The 20,252-nt window shown below is 55.4% G+C and carries 21 protein-coding genes; 11 read left to right on the plus strand and 10 right to left on the minus strand.

From position 1 onward, the window contains the following. From RBB63_RS10700 to RBB63_RS10710, 3 genes are all read right to left on the minus strand, one after another. A partial coding sequence (locus RBB63_RS10700; protein WP_309384006.1) for an IS630 family transposase occupies nucleotides 1–485 on the minus strand: 485 nt, incomplete at its 3' end. Nucleotides 486–756: 271 nt separating this feature from the next. Further along, nucleotides 757–1,179: a secondary thiamine-phosphate synthase enzyme YjbQ gene (locus tag RBB63_RS10705; RefSeq protein ID WP_309384008.1), complete on the minus strand. Its 423-nt coding sequence runs from the start codon at nucleotides 1,177–1,179 to the stop codon at nucleotides 757–759. Between the two features lie 11 nt (nucleotides 1,180–1,190). Continuing rightward, entirely contained in the window at nucleotides 1,191–2,000 is an 810-nt protein-coding gene (locus tag RBB63_RS10710; protein WP_309384010.1) for an SDR family NAD(P)-dependent oxidoreductase, read from the minus strand. Between the two features lie 123 nt (nucleotides 2,001–2,123). Between RBB63_RS10710 and hpf the strand changes: the two genes are divergently transcribed. Then, entirely contained in the window at nucleotides 2,124–2,492 is a 369-nt protein-coding gene (gene hpf / locus RBB63_RS10715) for a ribosome hibernation-promoting factor, HPF/YfiA family (RefSeq protein ID WP_309384012.1), read from the plus strand. A gap of 121 nt (nucleotides 2,493–2,613) precedes the next feature. Here hpf and RBB63_RS10720 read toward each other — a convergent pair whose 3' ends face one another. Then, nucleotides 2,614–3,717, minus strand: coding sequence for an LptF/LptG family permease (locus tag RBB63_RS10720; RefSeq protein WP_309384014.1), 1,104 nt, complete (start codon nucleotides 3,715–3,717; stop codon nucleotides 2,614–2,616). A 223-nt stretch (nucleotides 3,718–3,940) separates the two neighbouring features. Between RBB63_RS10720 and RBB63_RS10725 the strand changes: the two genes are divergently transcribed. From RBB63_RS10725 to RBB63_RS10735, 3 genes are all read left to right on the plus strand, one after another. Beyond that, complete coding sequence (locus tag RBB63_RS10725) at nucleotides 3,941–5,431, plus strand: catalase (RefSeq protein ID WP_309384016.1); 1,491 nt, start codon at nucleotides 3,941–3,943, stop codon at nucleotides 5,429–5,431. After that, nucleotides 5,428–5,913 carry an ankyrin repeat domain-containing protein gene (locus RBB63_RS10730; protein WP_309384018.1) on the plus strand — a complete coding sequence of 162 codons (486 nt, stop codon included), beginning with the start codon at nucleotides 5,428–5,430 and terminating at the stop codon, nucleotides 5,911–5,913. Before RBB63_RS10725 ends, RBB63_RS10730 begins: the two co-directional genes overlap by 4 nt. A 183-nt stretch (nucleotides 5,914–6,096) precedes the next feature. Continuing rightward, the gene (locus RBB63_RS10735; RefSeq protein ID WP_309384020.1) at nucleotides 6,097–6,969 is read left to right on the plus strand and encodes an LOG family protein; all 873 of its coding nucleotides are present in this window, start codon (nucleotides 6,097–6,099) and stop codon (nucleotides 6,967–6,969) included. A gap of 63 nt (nucleotides 6,970–7,032) precedes the next feature. Here RBB63_RS10735 and RBB63_RS10740 read toward each other — a convergent pair whose 3' ends face one another. After that, the gene (locus RBB63_RS10740; RefSeq protein WP_309384021.1) at nucleotides 7,033–7,920 is read right to left on the minus strand and encodes a type II secretion system protein; all 888 of its coding nucleotides are present in this window, start codon (nucleotides 7,918–7,920) and stop codon (nucleotides 7,033–7,035) included. Between the two features lie 58 nt (nucleotides 7,921–7,978). Here RBB63_RS10740 and RBB63_RS10745 point away from each other — a divergent pair, with 58 nt between their 5' ends. After that, the gene (locus RBB63_RS10745) at nucleotides 7,979–8,869 is read left to right on the plus strand and encodes a PEP-CTERM sorting domain-containing protein (protein ID WP_309384023.1); all 891 of its coding nucleotides are present in this window, start codon (nucleotides 7,979–7,981) and stop codon (nucleotides 8,867–8,869) included. A gap of 102 nt (nucleotides 8,870–8,971) precedes the next feature. On the opposite strand, the gene RBB63_RS10750 is transcribed toward RBB63_RS10745, so the two are convergent. Then, entirely contained in the window at nucleotides 8,972–9,895 is a 924-nt protein-coding gene (locus RBB63_RS10750) for a polyprenyl synthetase family protein (RefSeq protein WP_309384025.1), read from the minus strand. On the opposite strand from RBB63_RS10750, the gene RBB63_RS10755 reads away from it, so the two are divergent. Further along, nucleotides 9,885–10,490: a hypothetical protein gene (locus RBB63_RS10755; protein ID WP_309384027.1), complete on the plus strand. Its 606-nt coding sequence runs from the start codon at nucleotides 9,885–9,887 to the stop codon at nucleotides 10,488–10,490. The genes RBB63_RS10750 and RBB63_RS10755 overlap by 11 nt on opposite strands. Before the next feature lie 13 nt (nucleotides 10,491–10,503). After that, a complete protein-coding gene (locus tag RBB63_RS10760; protein WP_309384030.1) occupies nucleotides 10,504–10,812 on the plus strand; it encodes an FmdB family zinc ribbon protein in 309 nt (102 codons plus the stop codon). 78 nt (nucleotides 10,813–10,890) lie between these two features. Here RBB63_RS10760 and RBB63_RS10765 read toward each other — a convergent pair whose 3' ends face one another. After that, nucleotides 10,891–11,460 carry a hypothetical protein gene (locus tag RBB63_RS10765; protein ID WP_309384032.1) on the minus strand — a complete coding sequence of 190 codons (570 nt, stop codon included), beginning with the start codon at nucleotides 11,458–11,460 and terminating at the stop codon, nucleotides 10,891–10,893. Between the two features lie 337 nt (nucleotides 11,461–11,797). Between RBB63_RS10765 and RBB63_RS10770 the strand changes: the two genes are divergently transcribed. Then, nucleotides 11,798–13,333: an adenylosuccinate synthetase gene (locus tag RBB63_RS10770; RefSeq protein ID WP_309384034.1), complete on the plus strand. Its 1,536-nt coding sequence runs from the start codon at nucleotides 11,798–11,800 to the stop codon at nucleotides 13,331–13,333. 13 nt (nucleotides 13,334–13,346) lie between these two features. On the opposite strand, the gene RBB63_RS10775 is transcribed toward RBB63_RS10770, so the two are convergent. Both RBB63_RS10775 and RBB63_RS10780 read right to left on the minus strand, forming a co-directional pair. After that, nucleotides 13,347–14,432, minus strand: a complete 1,086-nt coding sequence (locus RBB63_RS10775; RefSeq protein ID WP_309384036.1) for an alpha/beta hydrolase — start codon at nucleotides 14,430–14,432, stop codon at nucleotides 13,347–13,349. A 175-nt stretch (nucleotides 14,433–14,607) separates the two neighbouring features. Beyond that, nucleotides 14,608–15,327, minus strand: coding sequence for a CPBP family intramembrane glutamic endopeptidase (locus tag RBB63_RS10780; RefSeq protein ID WP_309384037.1), 720 nt, complete (start codon nucleotides 15,325–15,327; stop codon nucleotides 14,608–14,610). Nucleotides 15,328–15,457: 130 nt separating this feature from the next. Between RBB63_RS10780 and RBB63_RS10785 the strand changes: the two genes are divergently transcribed. Then, nucleotides 15,458–16,498, plus strand: a complete 1,041-nt coding sequence (locus RBB63_RS10785; protein WP_309384039.1) for a polyprenyl synthetase family protein — start codon at nucleotides 15,458–15,460, stop codon at nucleotides 16,496–16,498. A gap of 11 nt (nucleotides 16,499–16,509) precedes the next feature. Here RBB63_RS10785 and RBB63_RS10790 read toward each other — a convergent pair whose 3' ends face one another. Then, entirely contained in the window at nucleotides 16,510–17,229 is a 720-nt protein-coding gene (locus tag RBB63_RS10790) for a phosphoadenylyl-sulfate reductase (protein ID WP_343219127.1), read from the minus strand. A 95-nt stretch (nucleotides 17,230–17,324) separates the two neighbouring features. On the opposite strand from RBB63_RS10790, the gene RBB63_RS10795 reads away from it, so the two are divergent. Both RBB63_RS10795 and RBB63_RS10800 read left to right on the plus strand, forming a co-directional pair. Next, nucleotides 17,325–18,749, plus strand: a complete 1,425-nt coding sequence (locus RBB63_RS10795) for a CCA tRNA nucleotidyltransferase (RefSeq protein WP_309384043.1) — start codon at nucleotides 17,325–17,327, stop codon at nucleotides 18,747–18,749. A gap of 88 nt (nucleotides 18,750–18,837) precedes the next feature. Next, nucleotides 18,838–20,163: a dihydrolipoamide acetyltransferase family protein gene (locus RBB63_RS10800; RefSeq protein ID WP_309384045.1), complete on the plus strand. Its 1,326-nt coding sequence runs from the start codon at nucleotides 18,838–18,840 to the stop codon at nucleotides 20,161–20,163. Nucleotides 20,164–20,252: the final 89 nt, after the last annotated feature.

Below are 20,252 nucleotides of genomic sequence, written 5' to 3' on the forward strand. Positions count from 1 at the left end.
ACGTCGCGGACCTTGTCCACAAAGTTGGGGTCGGTGGAGAGTTGGAAGCTCTCGGTTTTGTGCGGGGCCAGACCGAAGGCTTTCCAGATGCGTGCAATGCTCTCGTGCGAGAGTCCGCATCGCTTGGCCATCGAACGGGTGCTCCAGTGCGTGGCATCCTCGGGCTTCTCCTCCAAAGTCGCCGTAACAACCTCCTGAACCTTTTCATCGCTGATTGTCCGGGGCGCGCCACTGCGAGGAAGCTCACTGATGCCCTGCAATCCTTCAGCAACAAAACGTTTGCGCCAGGAGCTCACCGTGTGAGCGCACACGCCCACTTCCTCGGCGATGGTCTTGTTGTTAAGCCCCTCATGCATCCGCATCAGCGCACGAGCACGACGCGATTCGCCCTGAGGTAGATTACGGCGACGAAGAAGGGGTTGAAGATACCCAAGCTCATCGCTGTTTAGCTCAATCTTTGCTACATTGCGTCCACGTGTTTCCATGCAAAAGAGCATGAATGGGCTCTCCGAAAAAGTACAGCTTATTTTGAGATAAACTTCGCTGACACCACACTAGGAACAGCCTTCCGGCCTCTGCTGGAGGGCTGTTGTGATTTGGGTGAGAGGAAAAAGGAAAAAGATTAAAGGAAAAAGTGGCTTCGGGGACTGTTGTCCCTTTGCGCTTTAAGCGTCGCGAATCAACTGAAGCATAGCGCCAGAGGCTGGCGCAGTTCATAGTCCCATCAGAAACCTTTTCCTTTAATCTTTTTCCTTTTTACTGCTCTCCATTAATAGAGAGCACAATCCGTCGCGAGTGCGGCATGTCGCGGTGCTCCCAGAGGAAGACGCCCTGCCAGGTTCCCAGACAGAGGCGCCCATTGACAAAGGGAATGACTTCTGAGGTGCGCGTGAGCGCCATTTTGATGTGGCTCGTCATGTCATCCGGCCCCTCCAACGTGTGTGTGTAGTTGGGGTCGTCATCCGGAACGAGTTTGTTCATGAAGTAGTGCAGGTCAGCGCGCGCTGAAGGGTCGGCATTTTCCATGATGACCAGACTGCAACTCGTGTGCTGGCAAAACACCGTCACCGTGCCCGCCTGTAGACCAGACTCACGTAAAGCGGCAGCAATTTCACTGGTAAATTCGTAAGTGCGCTGCCCACTCGTCCGCAGTGTGATCGTCTGGGTAAAATTAGGCATTCTGCACGGAATTACCCATCTGGATTGCGAATTTTGCGCATTAATTTGCCCGCTTCGTTCGTCAGGAAAGTTCGAGGCAGGTGTTGGGAGAAAAAGCACATCAATTTGTTCATAAACCCGGCGATGACGTGCTTCTTTTGCTTCGCAATGGCCTCAAGGCACGTATCAACAACGAGTTGAGTACTCGTCATGCCCGGAGGATTGTCGCCAAAGCCCGCAGCCTTGAAGAAATTAGTCTCCGTCGGTCCCGGACAAACGACAATCGTATTTACCTTAGTGTCCTTGAGGTCATTACCCAATGCTTGGCTCCAATTGAAAACAAATGTCTTCGTCGCGCCATAAACGGAGAGCACCGGCGTGGGCTGAAAAGCCGCCGTCGAAGCAATGGTCAGCACCGTGCCTCCGCGCTCCAAAAGCTGCGGCAGGAGAATCTGCGTCAGGTGCACAACCGCGCGGACATTGAGGTCGATGACCATCAATTGCTTGTCCATCGGGATATCCTGCGAAAGGCCATAAGCGCCTACCCCGCTGTTATTTACGAGCAGCACCTGGCCGGCGCCACCGTTGAGCTTCAGCCAGTCGATGACCTTCCCGCCCACGTCCGCCACTTGCGACGGCTGAGCCAGATCACCCGCGATGTGCGTGAGCATGCCGGCCGGTAAATTATTTTTAGGTTCCGAGCGAGAAATGTTGCATATCTTCGCGGACGGGTTTAATTTTGCGATCGCATCAATGAGACCGCTGCCAATACCAGAAGAACCGCCCGTCACAATGACGGCGGTATATTTTTGTACGGCACGGGATAAGCTATCGTTGTTCATGCATGGAACCTTGCGTTCTGGGCCTAGTCTTAATGTGAAGACGCAGCCTGATTGCGTGAAGGAAAATAAATGAGTGCTCCTTTACTGGAGCGAAAAACACAGAACCACAAACGGAAAATGCCAATGAATACCAAAGAAGTCATCATAAGCGGCGTTCACCTCGATCTCACGGACTCGCTCAAGCGGGTTGTGCGTGAAAAGGCTGAGAAACTCTTTAACCACGAAGAGCGCATTATTCGACTTCGCGTGGAGCTCGAGACCAACGGTCACAAGGGCAACCAGGATGAATTCATTGCGAAAGGACATATCGAAATTAACGGCCCACCAATGGTCGTTAGCGATTCCAGCGACGATCTCTACAAATCGATCGACGGGATGATCAATAAACTCGACCGTAAACTGCGCCGCCGCGCCCGCCTCATGAAGGTAAAGCGTAAGAACAAGCACAGCGTCGACATCCCTGCAGAACTTCCCAAGATGGAAGTCGCCTGACCTACGCAACTATTCGTACCACTTCCTGGCCCGTCGTTTTCTCGGCGGGCCTTTTGTTTTTGGAGACGGTGCGGGCCTTCAAGCCGCATTTGGTATGATGGGCAAATTTCCCAGACACCCGCTAAACCACTTTGCGGAAATAATAGCCGGAGAGCATCAGCATTAGCCCAAACGGCAACCAAACCGCCACTTCCAAGGGAATGACGCCCCGTGAACCCAACAAGCGGAAGATTTCCTCCAGTGCGAAAAACAAAGCAAAAAAGCCCAACGCTTTCGCCACGCCCACCACGGGATTGACCCGCACGCCAGCTACCGCGAATGGCACCGCAATGCCCACCATCACCAAGCACACCAGCGGTTGAGACAGGATACGCTGTTGCCTCAGCTCATACATAGGCAACTTGGGGTTGTCCGAGCTGGATAACGCCAGAAGCTTTTGGATTTCGGGCAACGACAAGTTATCCGGCTCATCATTGAGCGCCTGCATGAGCCAGGGGTCTTCGGTCAGCTCCGGATAAGCCTTTTCCTCGAAACCCAGTGAGCGGTAGGATTCGCCCGTCTCCGGGTCGAACAACATTTCACGCCCGTTGACGAAAACCCAGTGCCCCGCTACTTCATCAAAGTAGGCTTCATCGCCAATCAGGCGGCGAACCTCCCTGCCCTGGTCATCTCTTTCGTAAACATTCACGCCAAAGCCGTCGTAAGTAAACTCGCTAAACGCATTCATATACCAAATGCGATTTTCCGAGCGATTGTCGAACGACATGAGCGCGACCATGCCGACTCGTTTAGAATCACGGATGGAGGCCTCGTGCTGCATCTGCCAGTTGTTGCGTAGCAGGCGGCTCTGCTCGATCGAATCCGGCACCACCTTCGCGTTGAGCGCAAACAACAATACCGTTAGCAGTGCGCCGGCGATCCACAGAGAACGCGTGATCGTAAACAAATGCAGCCCACTGGCTCGCATGGCGGTGATCTCGTTATTCCGGTGCAAATTGCCCAGCGTGAACAGAATCGAGATTAACAGCGCAATGGGGAGAATCAGCGGCATGAAACTTGGCGTGAGATACAGGTAATATTTCGCCATGTCCATCGCGGTCGCCCCCCACCCGATGTAGTCCTGCATGTCGTCCTGCACATCCTCCAGCAGCAATACGCCCACCATCGCCGCCAGGGCCATGATGAACGCCTTTAACCACTCGAAGAATACATACCGGTCAAGCATCCGCCAAACCTTCACACTCCCCTCTCATTTCGCAATCCCTAAACGAGCGGCAGCCCGCCTCCCCAACCTCGCCTATCGCATTACGCCTGTTAATAGGCAATGCCTATCAATCGAATACTTACGATATATTGGCCCAATCGCAGAAACTATGTGATAATCGCTCATATCTCAGGGGCAGCTGCCGCGCTCCTGCTTGGTTTAACTAACAATATAAGGCAATCCTATGAAGCGCATGACCACCTCCGCCGGAAACCCCATTTCCGACAACCAGAATTCACTTTCCGCCGGGCCTCGCGGTCCCTTGCTGATGCAAGACTACCAGCTCATTGAAAAGCTCGCCCATCAGAACCGCGAACGCATCCCCGAACGCGTCGTGCACGCCAAGGGTTGGGGCGCACATGGCACATTCACCGTCACCAACGACATCACACAATACACCTGCGCGAGCATTTTCTCCAAGGTTGGTAAGAGCACGGAAATGATTTCCCGCTTCTCGACCGTCGCGGGCGAACTGGGCGCTGCCGATGCCGAACGCGACGTGCGGGGCTTCGCCCTCAAATTCTACACCGACGAGGGTAACTGGGACTTGGTCGGCAACAATACGCCAGTCTTCTTCGTCCGCGATCCCTATAAGTTCCCAGACTTCATTCACACGCAAAAGCGCCATCCAAAGACTAACTTGCGCTCAGCCACCGCTATGTGGGACTTCTGGTCGTTGTCTCCAGAAAGTCTGCATCAGGTAACCATCCTCATGAGTGACCGCGGCATCCCGACCGACCCGATGCACATGAACGGCTACGGCTCTCACACCTATTCCTTCTGGAACAAGGACGGCGAACGCTTTTGGGTAAAATTCCACTTCAAGACCCGCCAGGGCCACAAGCACTACACCAACGAGCAAGCAGAAAAGATCATCGGCTCTACCCGTGAAAGCTACCAGGAAGCACTCTTTGGCGCCATTGAAGACGGAAACTTTCCGCAGTGGGACGTCTACGTGCAAGTCATGCCGGAAGCCGAGGCTGAAACGACGCCATACAATCCGTTTGATTTGACCAAGGTCTGGCCTCACGGCGACTACCCATTGATCGAAGTCGGCGTACTGGAGCTCAACCGCAATGCGCAAAACTACTTCACGGAAATTGAAATGGCCGCGTATTCGCCGTCAAATATCGTCCCTGGCATCAGCTTTTCACCAGATAAAATGCTGCAAGCCCGCGTTTTCTCTTACGCCGACGCACACCGTTACCGCTTAGGCACGCACTACGAGATGTTGCCAGTCAACCAACCCAAATCCGCAGTGAACCATTACCACAAGGACGGCTCGATGCGCTTCTTTGACAACTTCAACGAAAATCCGGACGCCTACTATGAGCCCAACACCATGAATGGTCCGCAACAAGACCCATCGGTCGCCGAACCCCCATTGCGCATCAGCGGCGATGCCGATCGCTACAACCACCGTGAAGGCAACGACGACTACACGCAGCCGGGCAACCTCTTCCGAATGTTCGACGAAGGCCAACGTCAGCGCCTATTTGAAAACATAGCTGGCGCGATGGCGGGCGTCCCCGAAGAGATTGTGCAACGCCAATTGGTTCACTTCCACCGCGCAGATCCCGCCTACGCAGCAGGCGTCGCCAAGGCATTAGGAGTGGAAAACAAGGCGACCAGCATCAGCACAGAGCCGAGTCTCGAACCATCTACATCCAAATGAACGCCGTCCTAACCCCCACCGAAGAGGACCGCTACGTCGAGTTGCAAAAGCTCGCGCTCGACATGGCGCGCAAAGGCGAAACGGAGCAGCTGGCGTCGATGATCGACGCTGGGCTGCCGCCAAACCTTGCCGACGCCAAGGGGCAAAGCCTCCTCATGCTCGCCAGTTACAACGGTAACCTTGAGACCACCTGCATGCTCCTCGACAAGGGCGCTGATGTAGATCGCCGCAACGACCGGGGCCAGACCCCGCTGGGCGGCGTCTGCTTCAAGGGCTACCTGGACCTCGTGCAGCTCCTGGTGGAGCGTGGCGCCGACATTCATGCGGACAACGGCGGCGGCATGACACCCATCCGCCTAGCCGCGATGTTTGGTCGGCAGAACGTGGTGACTTACCTCAAAGGCAAGGGCGCGCGCTTGTCAGCTTTAGGCAAACTTATGGGCTTACCGGCTTACATGGGTTCGCTGTTCAAAGGCAAATAAACCGCACTTCTTTCATAGCAGCAGTAATCGACAGACTGCTTTATCTCCGGTCACCCCTGACCTGAAAACAGACCGCCACATATCTGCGGTCGGGCCCCCTCTGCCGGAGGGGGCTTTTTTAGTCACAATTACTTTCCGCCATTGCGCAAAAGAGCAGTTCGGTTACACTTCCAATCAAAAAAGATGAAAGACACCGATCCCCCAACTTCTTGGCCCCCTAGGGCATACAAAAATCTCGACTTCCTCAATAGCTCACAGGCGCGTCATATACGCATTCTCTGCGAACTGGCGGAACCCAAGAAACGCCTGCACGAAATGGGCATCTACAACACCATTGCCTTTTTCGGCTCCGCCCGCACCCCAGACAGCACCACCGCGCGCGAACGGCTGGAAGTAGCCCAAAAAGAAGCTGCTGAAGGCAAGCCCGACGACGAAGCCCTCGCCCAACGCCTGCGCGTCGCCCAACGCCAAATGCGCGCCTCCAAATACCACGACAAGGCCATGGAACTCGCGCGCCAGCTCGCGGAGTGGTCCAAGAATATTGCAGATCGCAAGCGCCGCTTTTACATCTGCACTGGCGGCGGCGCTGGCATGATGGAGGCCGCCAACCACGGAGCTTATCAGGCAGATATGCCGTCGCTGGGCTTGGGCATCAGCCTGCCCTTTGAGCAAGAGCTGAACCCCTACATCCCGCACGACCTCCAGTTTGAGTTTCACTACTTCATGATCCGCAAATACTGGTTCGCCTACCTGGCTAAGGCGATGGTGGCCACCCCCGGCGGATTCGGCACTATGGACGAGTTGTTCGAGATCATGACTCTGATCCAGACCCATAAAATCCACAAGCACATGCCAATCGTACTACTGGGCTCGGACTTCTGGAACGACATCCTCAACTTTCCCGCCTTTCTGGACTGGGGCATGATCAGCGAGCAAGACCTCAATCTCTTCCGCATTATGGACGACGTTGACGAAGCCCGGGACTGGATCATTGAGGAGCTCACCACCCATTACCTCAAACCCAAGTTACATGACCCTTACGCGCCTGGAGCCTAAGCGCTCGCTCGCATGCTGCTTGGTTCGCAAGGTCACCCCCCAAGAATATCCCCCGCAGGAATTTCACGGCTGATCTGGATGATAGCTGGGGTTTTCCGTGAGCGCCGCCCGATTACTCCATAGCCTCATATCGCTTAATTCCTCAATGGTCAGTGTCTGCACACTGCCATCAGTAAAGGCACAGACGGCCTTGCCATCATGCCGGGCGGCGACATTTCCAAATAGCGCCGGGCTAAGCTTTTCCGACCAGTCATAGCGATCCCATGTATACGGGGCGCGAATCAAGTGATACCCAAGGATGTCATCATCCAGGTCCATTTCTGGATTAGCCCCAATCCCTGCAGATGCAAAGGCGATGATGGGCTCTGTCGCTTGAAAATGCGAAGTCACTACTTCATCGATTTGATCTGCCAACATAGAACCATCTCCATAGACCTCACCGCCAACAAAGAACATATTCATGCCTAAGGCGGGCCACAAGCTGACCATGTAATCATACAACCCGCCAGTAGAGGCATTGGCTTTGTCGATGATCTGCTCTTGATTGCCATTGACGAAGATTGCTCCTTCAAATTCGTAATTCAAGTAAGGAGCCAAACGATACGGATAGCGGTGCGGCGCTTCCATAAATGAGATTTTTCGGTCCCGGAAAGTGATCGATTTCTGCGTGCGGTCCAAACCAGGCATGTACTGACCATCATGGTCCACCGAATATAATTGATACGCAGCACTCACGTTTTTCGCGGCCCCAATCTCATTAATCATTTTTGCACGCTTACTGACGTTCGTGTTAACCGCAAAAACGATGGCGCTCAGGATCCCGATGATCGCAACGGAAGCCAATAGCTCCAACAGCGTAAACCCATTCCGCGCCCTCTGACAGGACATAGAAATATGGTTAATATGTTCAGGCCTTGATGGTACTATAAAAATATTACTTAAGTATTTCATTCAATATTGACACCCATTCTCATTATATCGAAACTGGGTGTCAATATCATTAAAAACGATGAATAGAAAACTAACTCTAACTATCGTCGGAGGGATGCTGCTCAGCACTGCCCTTTCGGCGCAAAACGCAATTCTAGACGCCCTCCCCGTAGCAGTGGACCTGGGCGGAAACACCAAGTACGACGGTTGGTATAATCTCACGGCGAGCCAGAAAACCAAAACGATTCATGGCGTGGAGCAGACCATTCCAGGAAATAGCGGGTACCCGGGCTTTATGGGCAGCACCAACGCCTGGCCAAGCCCGATTTATTCCCAATTGAAGTCTTATGGAGAGACCTCGACCGTTGGTCTGCAAAAGACCGCCAATGGCGTTGCTGGTGGACCATTTCCTTCCGGCGACTCACTCTATTATGGCAGCTTTGGCTCAGAGCCGAACACATTTGGTGGTTCCGTCGGAATTTTTGAAGATTCACCACTAGCTGATTTGAACACCATTCTGTTTCAAGTACAAATCGGTGAAGCTTGGACCTATGATTACTTTGTTGATCCAGTCGACGGCATACAAGAGCCAGTCTTAACACTGGAGTATGGAGATGGCCTCAGCGCTACGATTGCAGCGGATATTTCCGAACTAATGCTGGCTGCCTACAACGGCACCGTCGAGATGCCCACTGGCGATGAAGATGTATTCATCAACCTCTATGGTTACCAGTGGGACGTCAGCGACTACAGCAACATCAGCTCTTTCTCGATCGAGTTTGACGCTGTAGAGCATGCGCAGCTTTACGCACTACAGCTTGATCAGAGCTCCGTCGATTACGGCACTACATCGATGATTCCTCAAGCAGTCCCCGAGCCAGGAACTTGGGCTCTGATTGCGGGCAGCAGCATGCTGGCAATTGTCCTCGTGCGTCGACGCCGCCCAACCACACAAGTCCAGTCTGCCTAGCGCTCATTCTTTCCAGCCATAAGCAAACCATAAAGCGAAAAGCCAAACAATCGGCGCCGGAACTTTGTTTCGGCGCCGATTCATTTTTGAAGGACTGCCTCGCTAATTAATCCGCTGCTCCATGTAGCGAGCGAGCTCAATCAGAACACGGTTGTTGCCGCCTAGTTGCTCAAAGCGCTTGATGGCTTCTTCCGTGTGCTCGTGAGCCTTGGCGCGGGATGCGTCCAGGCCATAAAGCGCAGGATACGTCATCTTGTTGTTGTCTACGTCCGCGCCCACGGGCTTACCCATCGTCTCGGCGTCAGAGGTTGCGTCCAGAATATCGTCAATGATCTGAAACGCCAGGCCGATGTGCTTGCCGGCTTCACGCATGATGGCCACCTGATCAGCGGAAGCGCCAGTCAGGCGATAGCCCATCGTCAGCGAAGTGGTGATCAGGGCCCCCGTCTTATTTAAATGAATGAACTCCAGACGCTCAGCGGTCGGCTCATCGCGCTCGCCCAAAAGGTCTTCCATCTGCCCGCCAATGAGCTTCTCACTGCCCGCAGCATCGCCCAGGTCATGAACGAGGTCTACGGCGAGCTGAGGATCGTAGCGGTATTTATCCGCCAGGATCCACAGGGCGTAAGTCAGGAGTGCGTCACCGGCTAAGAGCGCCGTTTCTTCGTCGAATTGCTTGTGGCAGGTGGGGCGACCGCGACGCAGGTCAGAGTCGTCCATGCACGGTAAGTCGTCGTGAATAAGACTGTAGGTGTGCAGACACTCCATGGCGACGCAAGCAGGCATCGGATCGTTTTCGGACTCAAAGAGTTCGTACGCTGCAAGGATCAGGCAGGGGCGCAGACGCTTTCCACCTGCCTGGAGACTGTAACGCATCGCGTCGTGCAAGACGGCCGGGCGGGTGCTGGCGGCAGGGGTGAGTTCGTCGAGGGCTTTTTCGACGCGTTCGCGGTATTCGTTTACTGTTGCTTTGAAGTCCATGGGAGTAAGAATCTGCACGTAAAAACCGGCAGGTATGGCAAGCATTGAAACTATTGGCGAGCGCATTTTTACTGAAGAAGACAGCTGGAAGAAGCTGCTCATCGGTGGCGCCTTGTGTCTAACGATCATCGGGCTACCGTTGGCTTTCGGCTATTTATTCGCCTACGCCTACCATTTACGCAAGGATGCGGGCGCTCCCCTGCCCGCTTGGGACAACTGGCAACGCATGTTCATGGTTGGCCTGCACGGGCTCGCTGTCTTCGTCGCCTGGGTGGGCATTCCGATACTCTTGGCCATACTCATCACTTGGCTTTTTGGCATGGTCCCCGGCTCCTTTCTAGACATTTTTTCCTGGCTGGCTCGATCCGCTGCGTTCGTCGTCGGGCTGCCCATGTTTGCGTCCGCGCTGATCCTTTACCAGCGCACACAGGCGTGGGGTTCACTGGCGGATGTGGAGAAAATCTTTGCCCCGGTCGAGGCCAACTGGAAGAAGCTGATCATCCCCAGCGTGGCTTGGGTCGGACTGATGTCTATTGGCCTGCCGCTCCTGCCCTTCACCTTTTTTCTTGGCATGGTGCTTTACGTTGCTTACGCGATACCGCTGCTTTCCAAATCTACCGGAGAAGCGCCCAAGCTGTAACCAACCAACGACCATGCCGACATACGATTATCACTGTTCCGCCTGCGACACGGACTTCGAGTTTTTCCAGTCTATGAAGGACGACCCGCTGAAGGATTGCCCGCACTGTAAAAAGAAGGGCAAGGTGAAGCGCATGATCAGTTCTGGCGCGGGCATCATCTTCAAAGGCAGCGGCTTTTACGAAACGGACTACAAGACCAAGTCCGGCAGCAAATCGGAAGGCGATTCCAAGGGCGGCGAATCTAAGTCAGAATCCAAGAGCGAGCCCAAAGCCGAAACGAAGTCCGAGAGCAAGAAAAGCGACTCCAAGAAAGCAACGTGACGTTGCATCCAAAGATTTTTGCCGTGCAGAAATGGCAGTGACCAGTTGACCGAAAGCCGACGACTGAGATATCCGTCCTTACCTCTTCTGCATCGTCAGCATCGTCGAACGCACGATCACGGCAAGCATCCACAGTAAGCCGCCAACCATGATCAGGCGGCCGACCAGCAACACTGCGCGCGCAATGTAAATATCCTGATCCAGGCAATCGAGCATTGTCAGGATGTTATTCCAGTCGTGCCCGTCAACTTCTCGCCCGGTGTGCCCGCCAATCAGCGTTAACTGCAATGCCCGCGCATCATTGATGTAGATCGACGTGTCCACCAAGCTTTGCCCCGCCCACCACAGGCCTAGGCCAGTTGCGTAACAGTCGCGGTTTTTAAAGAAGAACGCCCCGCCGATGATCAGCGGCATGAGCAATTGCCCCAAACCACCACCCAGAAAAGTCAACAGCTGGTAGCCGAATACGCCAAAGATCCAGTGCCCCGCCTCATGGAAAATCAGGTTCACGCGATTGAGCCAAAAATAATGCTCGTCCAGCAGCCTCAGAGGCAGTCGGAAAAACGGAATGCTCACCCAAACCACCAGACACCAAAAAACAAAGCGCGCCCCCGTCGCCCAGGTGTCATCCGCTTTCGGAGCCCCCAAGAAGCGTTCGGCAAACCAATCAAAAAAAAGAGCCGCCTGGTTCTGCTGATTCCACTGCAGCCACAGCGACCTCCGTCAATGGACTTTGGCAAGCTGGGCACGCCAGTGACGCCGCATGTGCCTGGATGGTCGAGTCTTCAAACTCCCAGCTCTGTTGGCAGGTCTTACAACGGTAGTGACGCACGCGGGCATCATCAATCACCATACAAAATACGTAAAGGTGGAAAATCACGAACCTGTGGAACGTTGGGTTGCATTGTTGCCGTGAAGCTCTACGCTGCTTCGTTTTGCCCGAAATTGGGCTTTAGAAACCAACCCGAAAACCGCACAAAAACACATGGCTCTTACTCCATTTTCCAGCCGCCTCATTGCCGACGTTGGCGTCAGCATGGGGGACGAAGGCAAGGGACGGCTCATCCCCGAGGTGATCGCCGAACTAACGGAACAAACCGGAGACGAACATTGCGTGGGCATCGTCATGAAGGTCAATGGCGGCGCCAACAGCGGACACACTGCGGGCGGCCTCAAGCTCAACCTCCTGCCTGCTGGCGTGGTCGACCGCTCAGTGCGTTGGCTCGCGATTGGCAGCGGCGTGGTGGCCGACCCCCGCAAGGCCTTGTGGGAGCTTAAGCCACTGGAAGCCAAGGGTTACAATCTCTGGGAACGCCTCGTTTTCGACCAACGCACCATGGTCAGCGACCTCTCCCACCGCTTGCTCGACTTGGCTTGGGAAGACTACCGCGTGAACGTCCTCAAGGGCGAAGCACGCGGCTCAACCGGGCGCGGCATCACCCCCGCCTACCTCGACGAAGTCGGCCAAATGCAGATTTTCTACGGCGACCTCAGCGACACGCCGGAAAACATCATCAAGCTTTTCCGCGAGCGGCTGGAGCGCGCAGTCAGCGTTATTCGCCACGTCTGCCAAGTCTCGCCCGAGGCCTGGAGCGGCTTCTTCGACACGTTGACCAACGCCGAGCAACGCGCGAACAAGGATAGCATCGAAGCCGGTATTTTTCCCGCCAGCGAATTCGACTTCACGCAGTTCCGCGGCGAAGGCGATTATGGCCTCAACGTCGATCGCGTCATTGAGGTTTACATGGGCGCGCTCAAGGAACTCGAAAACAACATTGCCGACGTGCGCGAACTCGTGATCGGTAACCAACAGGCGGGTAAATACCTGGTCGGCGAGTTCGGCCAAAGCTACTGGCTCGACAAGCGCGCGGGCTTCTCGCCCAACGTCACCGCCTCACACACCTTTACGCCTGAACTCTTCCAGAGCGCTGGCATCCCCGCCCAGCCCGTCCACACCATCGGCTGCTGCAAGGCTTACGACACCAAGGTCGGCACGCACATTTTCCTCACGAAAATGGATGACGAAGCACCGCTGACCATCGCACTCAAAAAGCTCGAGTTCGGCGTGAGCACGGGTCGTCAACGCATGGTGGGTTGGTTCGACGCGGTGGAGAAAGGCGACTGCCTGCGCTTCGGCGGCTATCAGGACCTCGTCATCAACAAACTCGACGCCCTCACTCAGCCCGACGGCGGCAGCCTCAAGGTCTGCGTCGCCTACCAGGACAGCGAAGGCAAGGTAGTCAACTACGTCCCACGTGAGGACTCCTACCGCAAGACGCTGACGCCGATCTACGAAGAGCTCGAAGGCTGGACCGAAGATATTTCCACTGTCCGCAGTTTTGGCGACCTGCCCGCCGCCGCGCAACGTTACATCGCGTTCTGCGCCAAGGCTACGCTCGACATTGCTGGCCGCGGCGGTTCGCACCCACCACTCAACGTCCGCTACGTTGGCGTGGGCCCAGATCCGTCGCAGATTATTAAGGACGTGCCGGAAATCACGGAGCTGCTCAAGTTGGCGTAAGCCAACCTGAGCGCTATTTCAGCTCATAGTAATTACCATCCAGCCGGTAGCGCATGTCCGTTTCGGCGACGTCGCCTTCGAAAATCGCCTCAAACATCCGTTTCAGGTCTTCGTTCTTGGCAATGGCTTCGCCCCAGAAGTAACCATGCTCGCCCTTCACCCAGGAAGCCTCAGTTACATTTAGATACGTGGCGTTGCGCGCGACCAACTCTTTCAGGTAATGTCCCAGACGCGCTAATTGCTCTTCCCCCGGCTTGCGGCGCGACCACTTTAGCGCAAAGTCGTTTTCGTTGATCACGATGTAGAGGCGGTTGCGGGTCTGAATCCGCTCAACCCAGACTTCATGCTCCTTGTTGTTCGCGTCAGCCGCAACGAGCGCAACGTTGTCAAACACCAGAGATCGCGCCCCACTGTGCCCAGGAATCAGCGCATATTTCAGCACGTAATTGCCCATGCTGTGGCAAATCATGTTCAGCCGGGAATGACACTCACTATCGAGCAATTTCGAAAAGCGAATCTGAGCTTCAGTTGGATTGTCGCCGGCTTCCGTTTCGGCCTTCATCTGTAACTTCAGTCGAAGACCCTCCGTTAGTTTTTCGTGGAAAAAACTAATCTTCTGAATCGCCCGGGCAAGTGCGTCACAGGAAGCTCGAGCGTCGCGTTTGTCACTTAAGTAAGCCGGATAGCCCTCGATCCCGCCACCATTAGCCGGCCAGGAAAAGACCAGCACAATGACGTCGTAAGCTTTTTCCATTGCAGCGCTCGCCCGCAAGACATCGCCCATGTCATTATTGTAACCGTGCACATAGAACAGAATGCTCTTCTTTTTGCGACGCGCCTCTTCATAGAGAAGGCATGCCACTCGCAAACTCGAATACCAAGTCTTCGTTCCATCAATGACCAGCGAGTGTTTCTTGATCAGCGCGTTCACCTCCTCCTGTTCCAGCTTGTCCTCCAGAATCTCCGTGGTGACGCCACTATTGGTTGATTTGACTTCAACGAGTCGCAATTCGTTGGGTCCCTTGACATTGATTCTTTTCTCAAACTTATCCAGCCCCTTGGCGTCTTCGTTCAAGTTGCGGTTTGTGATAACGTACATAGCAGATTTCCCTGGTAGAGAGTGACGAAGCCTCCATGGCTTCAATAGGTAGCGGGCATCCGATACAGCAGGACGCCACATCGGATATCAAAAACCGATATTCCTCCCTCACCCAGATGGCAATCACAAAAACCCCTAAACGGTGAAATCTTCACCGAAAGAATATTTTAGCAAGCTAATACAGCCCCACGACGTGCCCCTGCGCCAATTTGATGACAAACACGCCAACATTACTCGCGCAATGCGCCGCCATACAGGGGATCAACGATTTTTGAGGATTCATCGCCGTGAAGCGCATATAGTAGAACCACAGTGAGTTGATGAACAATATTGCGCTCGTAAACCACGGCTTCAGCGAGAAGTCCCACACCAGCGTCCCCTGCCAGATCTGCCACCCAGCAACGCCCTCGGGCATGTCCAAGTCCCAGAAAAATGGGTGAAAAATCGTAAACAACAGCGAGAAACCAACCGCACTGCCGATCAAAGCCGCCTTTCCTTTTTTATCCACAACCAGAAAGCCGCGGAAAATCAGCTCCTCCACGAACGCCGCCGTGATGATCGAGATCAGAAACAGCCAGGTGATGTCGGACTGCTCGCCCGTAATGCCGAGCGCGATCTCGCCGCCGGTCTCCAGCCCCAAGATCACCAATGCGCCCGCAATCGCAATCCACACAGCCTTCATCGGCGCAGGCGTCGCGCCTGGAAAACCGCCCTTAATCTCCTTGCCCTGTTGTCCGGCCTTGAAGTCATCGAGCCACATTTTAAACACGTAAATCGAGATGGCCGCCATGATGATGATCATCGTCGGATCACTCTGCATGTCGGATACATTGTCCGCATCCGGCGTGACTTCTGCTAAGGTTTGAAAGAGAGAATAAGGGTAATTAATTGCCATGATGACAGATCGTGTTAACCTGAAAGCTGAATTGCTCCAGTTTTTGACATAATTCTACACGTGGTTGTAGTTGACTCCCTTGGGCTTTAAAGTCTCTTTTTGAAGTAAATTTGGAATTCTAATAACGACCATGCTCGCAACCGACCAGAAACGCTCCGCCGCGCTGACCTCCGTCACCGCGATCATGGAGCCTGTGTCTGAGCACATGAAGGCCCTGACCGCCTTTCTGGACGGACAGGTAGAGTCCTTTGAGCCAGAAGTGCGCGAAATGGTGCGCTATTGCCTCGTCAATCAAGGCAAACGCATCCGCCCCATGCTGCTCTTCTTTAGCAACTGGGACGCCGATGGCGCCGTCAACCCCGACGCTGTGCGCGCCGCCGCCGTGGTCGAGCTCGTCCACTTGGCCACCCTCGTGCACGACGACATTCTCGACGACGCCGATATCCGTCACAATTCCGACACCGCCAGCGCCAAATGGGGCCCCCACGTAGCTGTCCTGCTGGGTGACGCTCTGTTCGCCCAGGCGCTCAACCTTGCCAGTGATTTCCCCACTGTCGAAGTGTGTCGTGCTGTTTCGGCCTCCACCCGCCGCGTCTGCGCTGGCGAGATCTGCCAAACATTCGAGCGTGGCAATGCCGCGCTGCCGCTCGACGATTATTTCCGCGTTATCGACCTCAAGACGGCCGAGTTATTCAAAGTCAGCTGTTTCCTCGGCTCGCACCTTGCTGGATTTGAGCCCGCAGTCGTTGAAGCCTACGCCGAGTTTGGCCGACGCTTGGGTGTAGCCTATCAAATTTTTGACGACATGGCCGACATTCTCGGCGATGAGACCAAGATCGGCAAAACCCTGGGCACTGACTTGGCCAGCGGCAAATACACACTGCCCCTCATTCTGCTGCAGCAGCGCGCCGAAGGCTCCGCCAAGGCTGCGCTCGAAGCCGCCAAACAAACCGTCGGCGCAGACGAAGATCAGACGCAGCTCATCGAACTCGTCCAAACCACCTTGCGTGAGCTGGGCATTGCGGACGAAGTCACCGAACGCTTTGAAGCTGAATTAGCTGCGGGTGACGCCGCTCTCGCGCCCTTCGCCGACCGCCCGTCCGCGCAGCGTCTCCTTTCCCTGAGTAAATTCGTCCGCACCCAGATGGGCCGGATTTCGCCCAGCGCCTAGCTGAAAATCCTCTAGATTTGAAAGTCGACGCGATTGCTGACTTCGTGGAGGCCGCATTCACGCTTCATTCCATTGAAACGGGTTTCCTCAGCGGTCATTCCGTCCATCAGCTTGCTGGTGCTGTGCACATCCCCTACCGAAACGTACCCCTCGTCCCAGAGCGGGTGGTAAGGCAGATCGTTTTTCTTCAGGTATTGATAGATGTCACGGTCAGACCAGTCGATGATGGGATAGATCTTGTGCATCTTATTTTGTCGCTCCAAGGGGCGCAAATGCTCGCGAGTGGAGGATTGCTGGCGGCGAAGCCCGCTCATCCAGCCTTTGGCGTTCAGTTCGAGCAATGCGCGATTCATCGGCTCCACTTTGTTCTCAAGATTGTAAGCCTCAAGCGCTTCGATGTCCTGCTCCCAGCGTTTGCCGTAGAGGGCCTCCTGCCAGGCGGCCGTACGAAGTGGACTGTAAACTCTCAGGTTTAAGTTCAGGCGGTCACCAAGCTCATCCGCAAAACGGTAGGTTTCGGGAAAAAGATATCCAGTGTCGACAAAGATAACCGGAAGGCCCGGCGCCACACTATTGGCCAGATGCAGCAAGGCGGCGGACTGCACGCCGAAGCTCGTGCTCATCACCAGTTGCTCGCCAAAAGTCTCCAGCGCCCACTCCACTCGGGCGGCGGCAGTATCTTCCTCCAAACGACGGTTAATCGCTTGCAAGTCTTCCAGTTCCTCAAACATGCTGATTTTGTCGTTCACGAGCTGATTTCCTTACTAAGTTAGGTTGAATACTTAAGATAAGACATTTCTAAAAGTCAATCCACTAGTGAGTTATTATGACTGAAAACAAACATTGCCCAGACATGATCAACCTCGACAGCCAAGTCGGTCGGGCAATCTTGACCATTGGCCAAGATGTCGCCAACGCTGGAGGACGCGCAGTCATCGTTGGCGGCGCGGTCCGTGACGCCTTGCTGGGCGCCGAGCCCAAAGACCTGGATATTGAAGTTTTCGGCCTGCCCGCCAATCAACTTGAAAGATTGCTCGCCGCAAAGTTTCGGATCGACCAAGTCGGGCGCTCATTTGGCGTGTTCATCATTAAAGGGCTCGATATCGACGTAGCCCTCCCCCGCCGCGAGCGCAAAGATGGCCAGGGACACAAGGCTTTTGCAATCGAGGGCGACCCTGCCATGACCTTTGCTGAAGCCGCCGCGCGCCGCGATTTCACGCTCAACGCCATTTCCTGGGATCCGCTAACCGGTGAGCTGATCGACCCGGCCAATGGACAGGCGGACCTTGCCGATGGCATTTTACGCCACGTATCCCATCAGTTTGCCGAGGATCCGCTGCGTGTCCTGCGCGCCATGCAGTTTCTAGCGCGGTTCGAGCTGCGCATCGCCCCGGAAACCCTCGAGCTCTGCCGAAAGATCGAAGCCGAGGACCTGCCGAAGGAACGTCTGTTCGAAGAATGGTCGAAGCTCATCCGTAAGGGCAAGAAACCGTCGTTGGGGCTGTATTTCCTGGAGGACTGTGGCTGGCTGCGGTATTACCCAGAGCTCGTGGCGCTAACCACCTGCCCACAGGACCCGAAGTGGCATCCGGAGGGCAACGCATGGGTCCACACATTGCACTGCCTGGACGCCTTTGCCCGGGAAAAGACCGGCAACGACTGGGAAGACCTCGTCGTCGGACTGGCCGTGCTCCTGCACGACATCGGCAAGCCGGCAACGACTTACACCGACGACAACGGTCGCATCCGGTCGCCCGCTCACGATGTCGAGGGCGTGCCCATTGCCGAAAATTTCCTCCGCCGACTAACCAATCACCGGGAATTGATTGAGCAGATACTGCCACTGATTGAAACTCACATGCGCCCGGTGGATTTCTTTAAGAACAAGGCTTCCAACGCCGCCGTTCGCCGCCTGGCGGGCAAAGTTGGCCGAATCGACCGCCTGCTTCGCGTAGCCGCCGCCGACATGGGCGGGCGCCCCCCCCTGCCCGCAGATTTCCCTGCGGGCGCTTGGCTTCGCCAAAAAGCAGAGGAGCTCGCGGTCCGCGACCAGTCGCCGACGCCGATCATCCAGGGCCGACATTTGATTCAACTTGGGCTCAAGCCCGGCAAGCAGTTTAAGCCGATCCTATCTGCCTGCTTTGAAGCCCAGCTCGATGGAGAATTTGAAGACGTATCAGCCGGAATCGCGTTTGCTCGGCAATTTTTGGACGAAAATTCAACACCGAATGCGCCTCGACCGGAAAAGTGATTGATGCGCCATTGACAGGCCCGCCCGAGACGCCAAGTTATCTTTGCTTTTGCACCATTGCGCTAACACCATTTAGATTACCTGAAGTATGGCTGATATCATCAATATGCCCAAGCTGTCCGACACCATGGAAGTCGGCACCATCGCCAATTGGCGCAAACAAGAAGGCGACGAGGTCTCCGTCGGCGACATCCTCTGCGAAGTCGAAACTGACAAGGCCACCATGGACCTGGAAAACCTCGTGGCTGATGGGGTAATCCTGAAAATCTACGCCGGCCCCGGCTCGGAAGCTCCCGTCGGCGCGCCCATCTGCGCCATTGGTGAAAAGGGTGAGGCCGCTCCCGAAGCGCCGTCCGCTCCGAGCAGCAGCGAGCCAGAAAAACCATTCGACACCGAAGTCAAAGAGCCCAAGGAAGACAAGGAAGTTAGCAAAGACACTGGCTCCGCCGAGGGCCGCAAGCAGGAAAGCCTGCAGGTGAGCTCTTCCGCTGAATCCAGTGACGATGGCAAGCGCATCAAGGCCTCCCCCCTCGCCCGCAAGTTAGCGGAGTCCAAGGGCATTCCACTGAGCGCCGTCAAAGGTACTGGCCCCGGTGGCCGAATCGTCAAGAAAGACGTGGAAGAAGCTGCCGCCAAGGGCGTCACCGCTCCGGCTGCTGAAGCGCCTGCCGCAGCCGCCCCCGCCCTGCTCACTCCGGCCCCCGGTCTGGAAGAAAAGACGATCAAGGTGTCGCAGATGCGCAAGGTCATCGCCAAGCGCCTCCTCCAGTCGAAGACCGAGGTTCCCCACTTCTATTTGGAAACCGAAGTCGACGCCGCAGCGCTCATCAAGATGCGCGCCGAGCTCAATGGCTCGTTAGCCGATCTGCCTGCCGAACAAGGCGGCATTAAGTTTACAGTCAATGACTTCATTCTCAAGGCCAGCGCCGAGGCTCTTCGCCGCGTGCCGCAGGTCAATGCCTCCTGGCAAGGTGACGTGATCCAGCAGTCCGGCTCCGTGAACCTCGCCTTCGGCGTGGCGCTGGAAGACGGTTTGGTAACGCCCGTCATTCGCAACGCAGAGTCCAAGAGCCTGCGCACGATTTCCGCTGAAGCCAAGGCGCTCATCAAGAAGGCGCGCAGCAAGAAGCTCGGCGCTGACGAGATGTCCGGCTCCACCTTCACCGTGACCAACCTCGGCATGTATGGCGTGACCGGCTTCTACGGCATCATTAACATGCCGAACGCCGCGATTCTCTCCGTAGGCGCCACGATCAAGAAGCCGGTCGTCAACGACGCAGGCGAGATCGTTGTGGGTCAGCGTATGAGCATCGGCATGGCCGGCGACCACCGCATCATCGATGGCGCAGTCGGCGCAGAGTTCCTCATGGCGCTCAAGGAAACGCTCGAAAAGCCCGCCCTCATGCTCGTCTAGCCAGCCTCCGGCCGGACCGGAGAGTTTGCCGCATTACGGCAAAGGCTAAGAGGCAGTAAAGTGGGCGCAAGCGACTGAGCTAACGCAAA

Origin of the sequence: Cerasicoccus frondis, from assembly GCA_031296915.1 — a bacterium.
GTDB classification, from domain to species: Bacteria; Verrucomicrobiota; Verrucomicrobiia; order Opitutales; family Cerasicoccaceae; genus Cerasicoccus; species Cerasicoccus frondis.

Excerpts from the sequence above, each read along its gene's own strand:
- RBB63_RS10725 (WP_309384016.1), top strand. The coding sequence starts at position 3,941 with ATGAAGCGCATGACCACCTCCGCCGGAAACCCCATTTCCGACAACCAG.
- hpf (WP_309384012.1), top strand. The coding sequence starts at position 2,124 with ATGAATACCAAAGAAGTCATCATAAGCGGCGTTCACCTCGATCTCACG.
- RBB63_RS10760 (WP_309384030.1), top strand. The coding sequence starts at position 10,504 with ATGCCGACATACGATTATCACTGTTCCGCCTGCGACACGGACTTCGAG.
- RBB63_RS10775 (WP_309384036.1), bottom strand. The coding sequence starts at position 14,432 with ATGTACGTTATCACAAACCGCAACTTGAACGAAGACGCCAAGGGGCTG.
- RBB63_RS10740 (WP_309384021.1), bottom strand. The coding sequence starts at position 7,920 with ATGAAATACTTAAGTAATATTTTTATAGTACCATCAAGGCCTGAACAT.
- RBB63_RS10730 (WP_309384018.1), top strand. The coding sequence starts at position 5,428 with ATGAACGCCGTCCTAACCCCCACCGAAGAGGACCGCTACGTCGAGTTG.
- RBB63_RS10770 (WP_309384034.1), top strand. The coding sequence starts at position 11,798 with ATGGCTCTTACTCCATTTTCCAGCCGCCTCATTGCCGACGTTGGCGTC.
- RBB63_RS10720 (WP_309384014.1), bottom strand. The coding sequence starts at position 3,717 with ATGCTTGACCGGTATGTATTCTTCGAGTGGTTAAAGGCGTTCATCATG.
- RBB63_RS10790 (WP_343219127.1), bottom strand. The coding sequence starts at position 17,229 with ATGTTTGAGGAACTGGAAGACTTGCAAGCGATTAACCGTCGTTTGGAG.
- RBB63_RS10800 (WP_309384045.1), top strand. The coding sequence starts at position 18,838 with ATGGCTGATATCATCAATATGCCCAAGCTGTCCGACACCATGGAAGTC.
- RBB63_RS10710 (WP_309384010.1), bottom strand. The coding sequence starts at position 2,000 with ATGAACAACGATAGCTTATCCCGTGCCGTACAAAAATATACCGCCGTC.
- RBB63_RS10780 (WP_309384037.1), bottom strand. The coding sequence starts at position 15,327 with ATGGCAATTAATTACCCTTATTCTCTCTTTCAAACCTTAGCAGAAGTC.
- RBB63_RS10745 (WP_309384023.1), top strand. The coding sequence starts at position 7,979 with ATGAATAGAAAACTAACTCTAACTATCGTCGGAGGGATGCTGCTCAGC.
- RBB63_RS10735 (WP_309384020.1), top strand. The coding sequence starts at position 6,097 with ATGAAAGACACCGATCCCCCAACTTCTTGGCCCCCTAGGGCATACAAA.
- RBB63_RS10795 (WP_309384043.1), top strand. The coding sequence starts at position 17,325 with ATGACTGAAAACAAACATTGCCCAGACATGATCAACCTCGACAGCCAA.
- RBB63_RS10785 (WP_309384039.1), top strand. The coding sequence starts at position 15,458 with ATGCTCGCAACCGACCAGAAACGCTCCGCCGCGCTGACCTCCGTCACC.
- RBB63_RS10750 (WP_309384025.1), bottom strand. The coding sequence starts at position 9,895 with ATGCTTGCCATACCTGCCGGTTTTTACGTGCAGATTCTTACTCCCATG.
- RBB63_RS10705 (WP_309384008.1), bottom strand. The coding sequence starts at position 1,179 with ATGCCTAATTTTACCCAGACGATCACACTGCGGACGAGTGGGCAGCGC.
- RBB63_RS10755 (WP_309384027.1), top strand. The coding sequence starts at position 9,885 with ATGGCAAGCATTGAAACTATTGGCGAGCGCATTTTTACTGAAGAAGAC.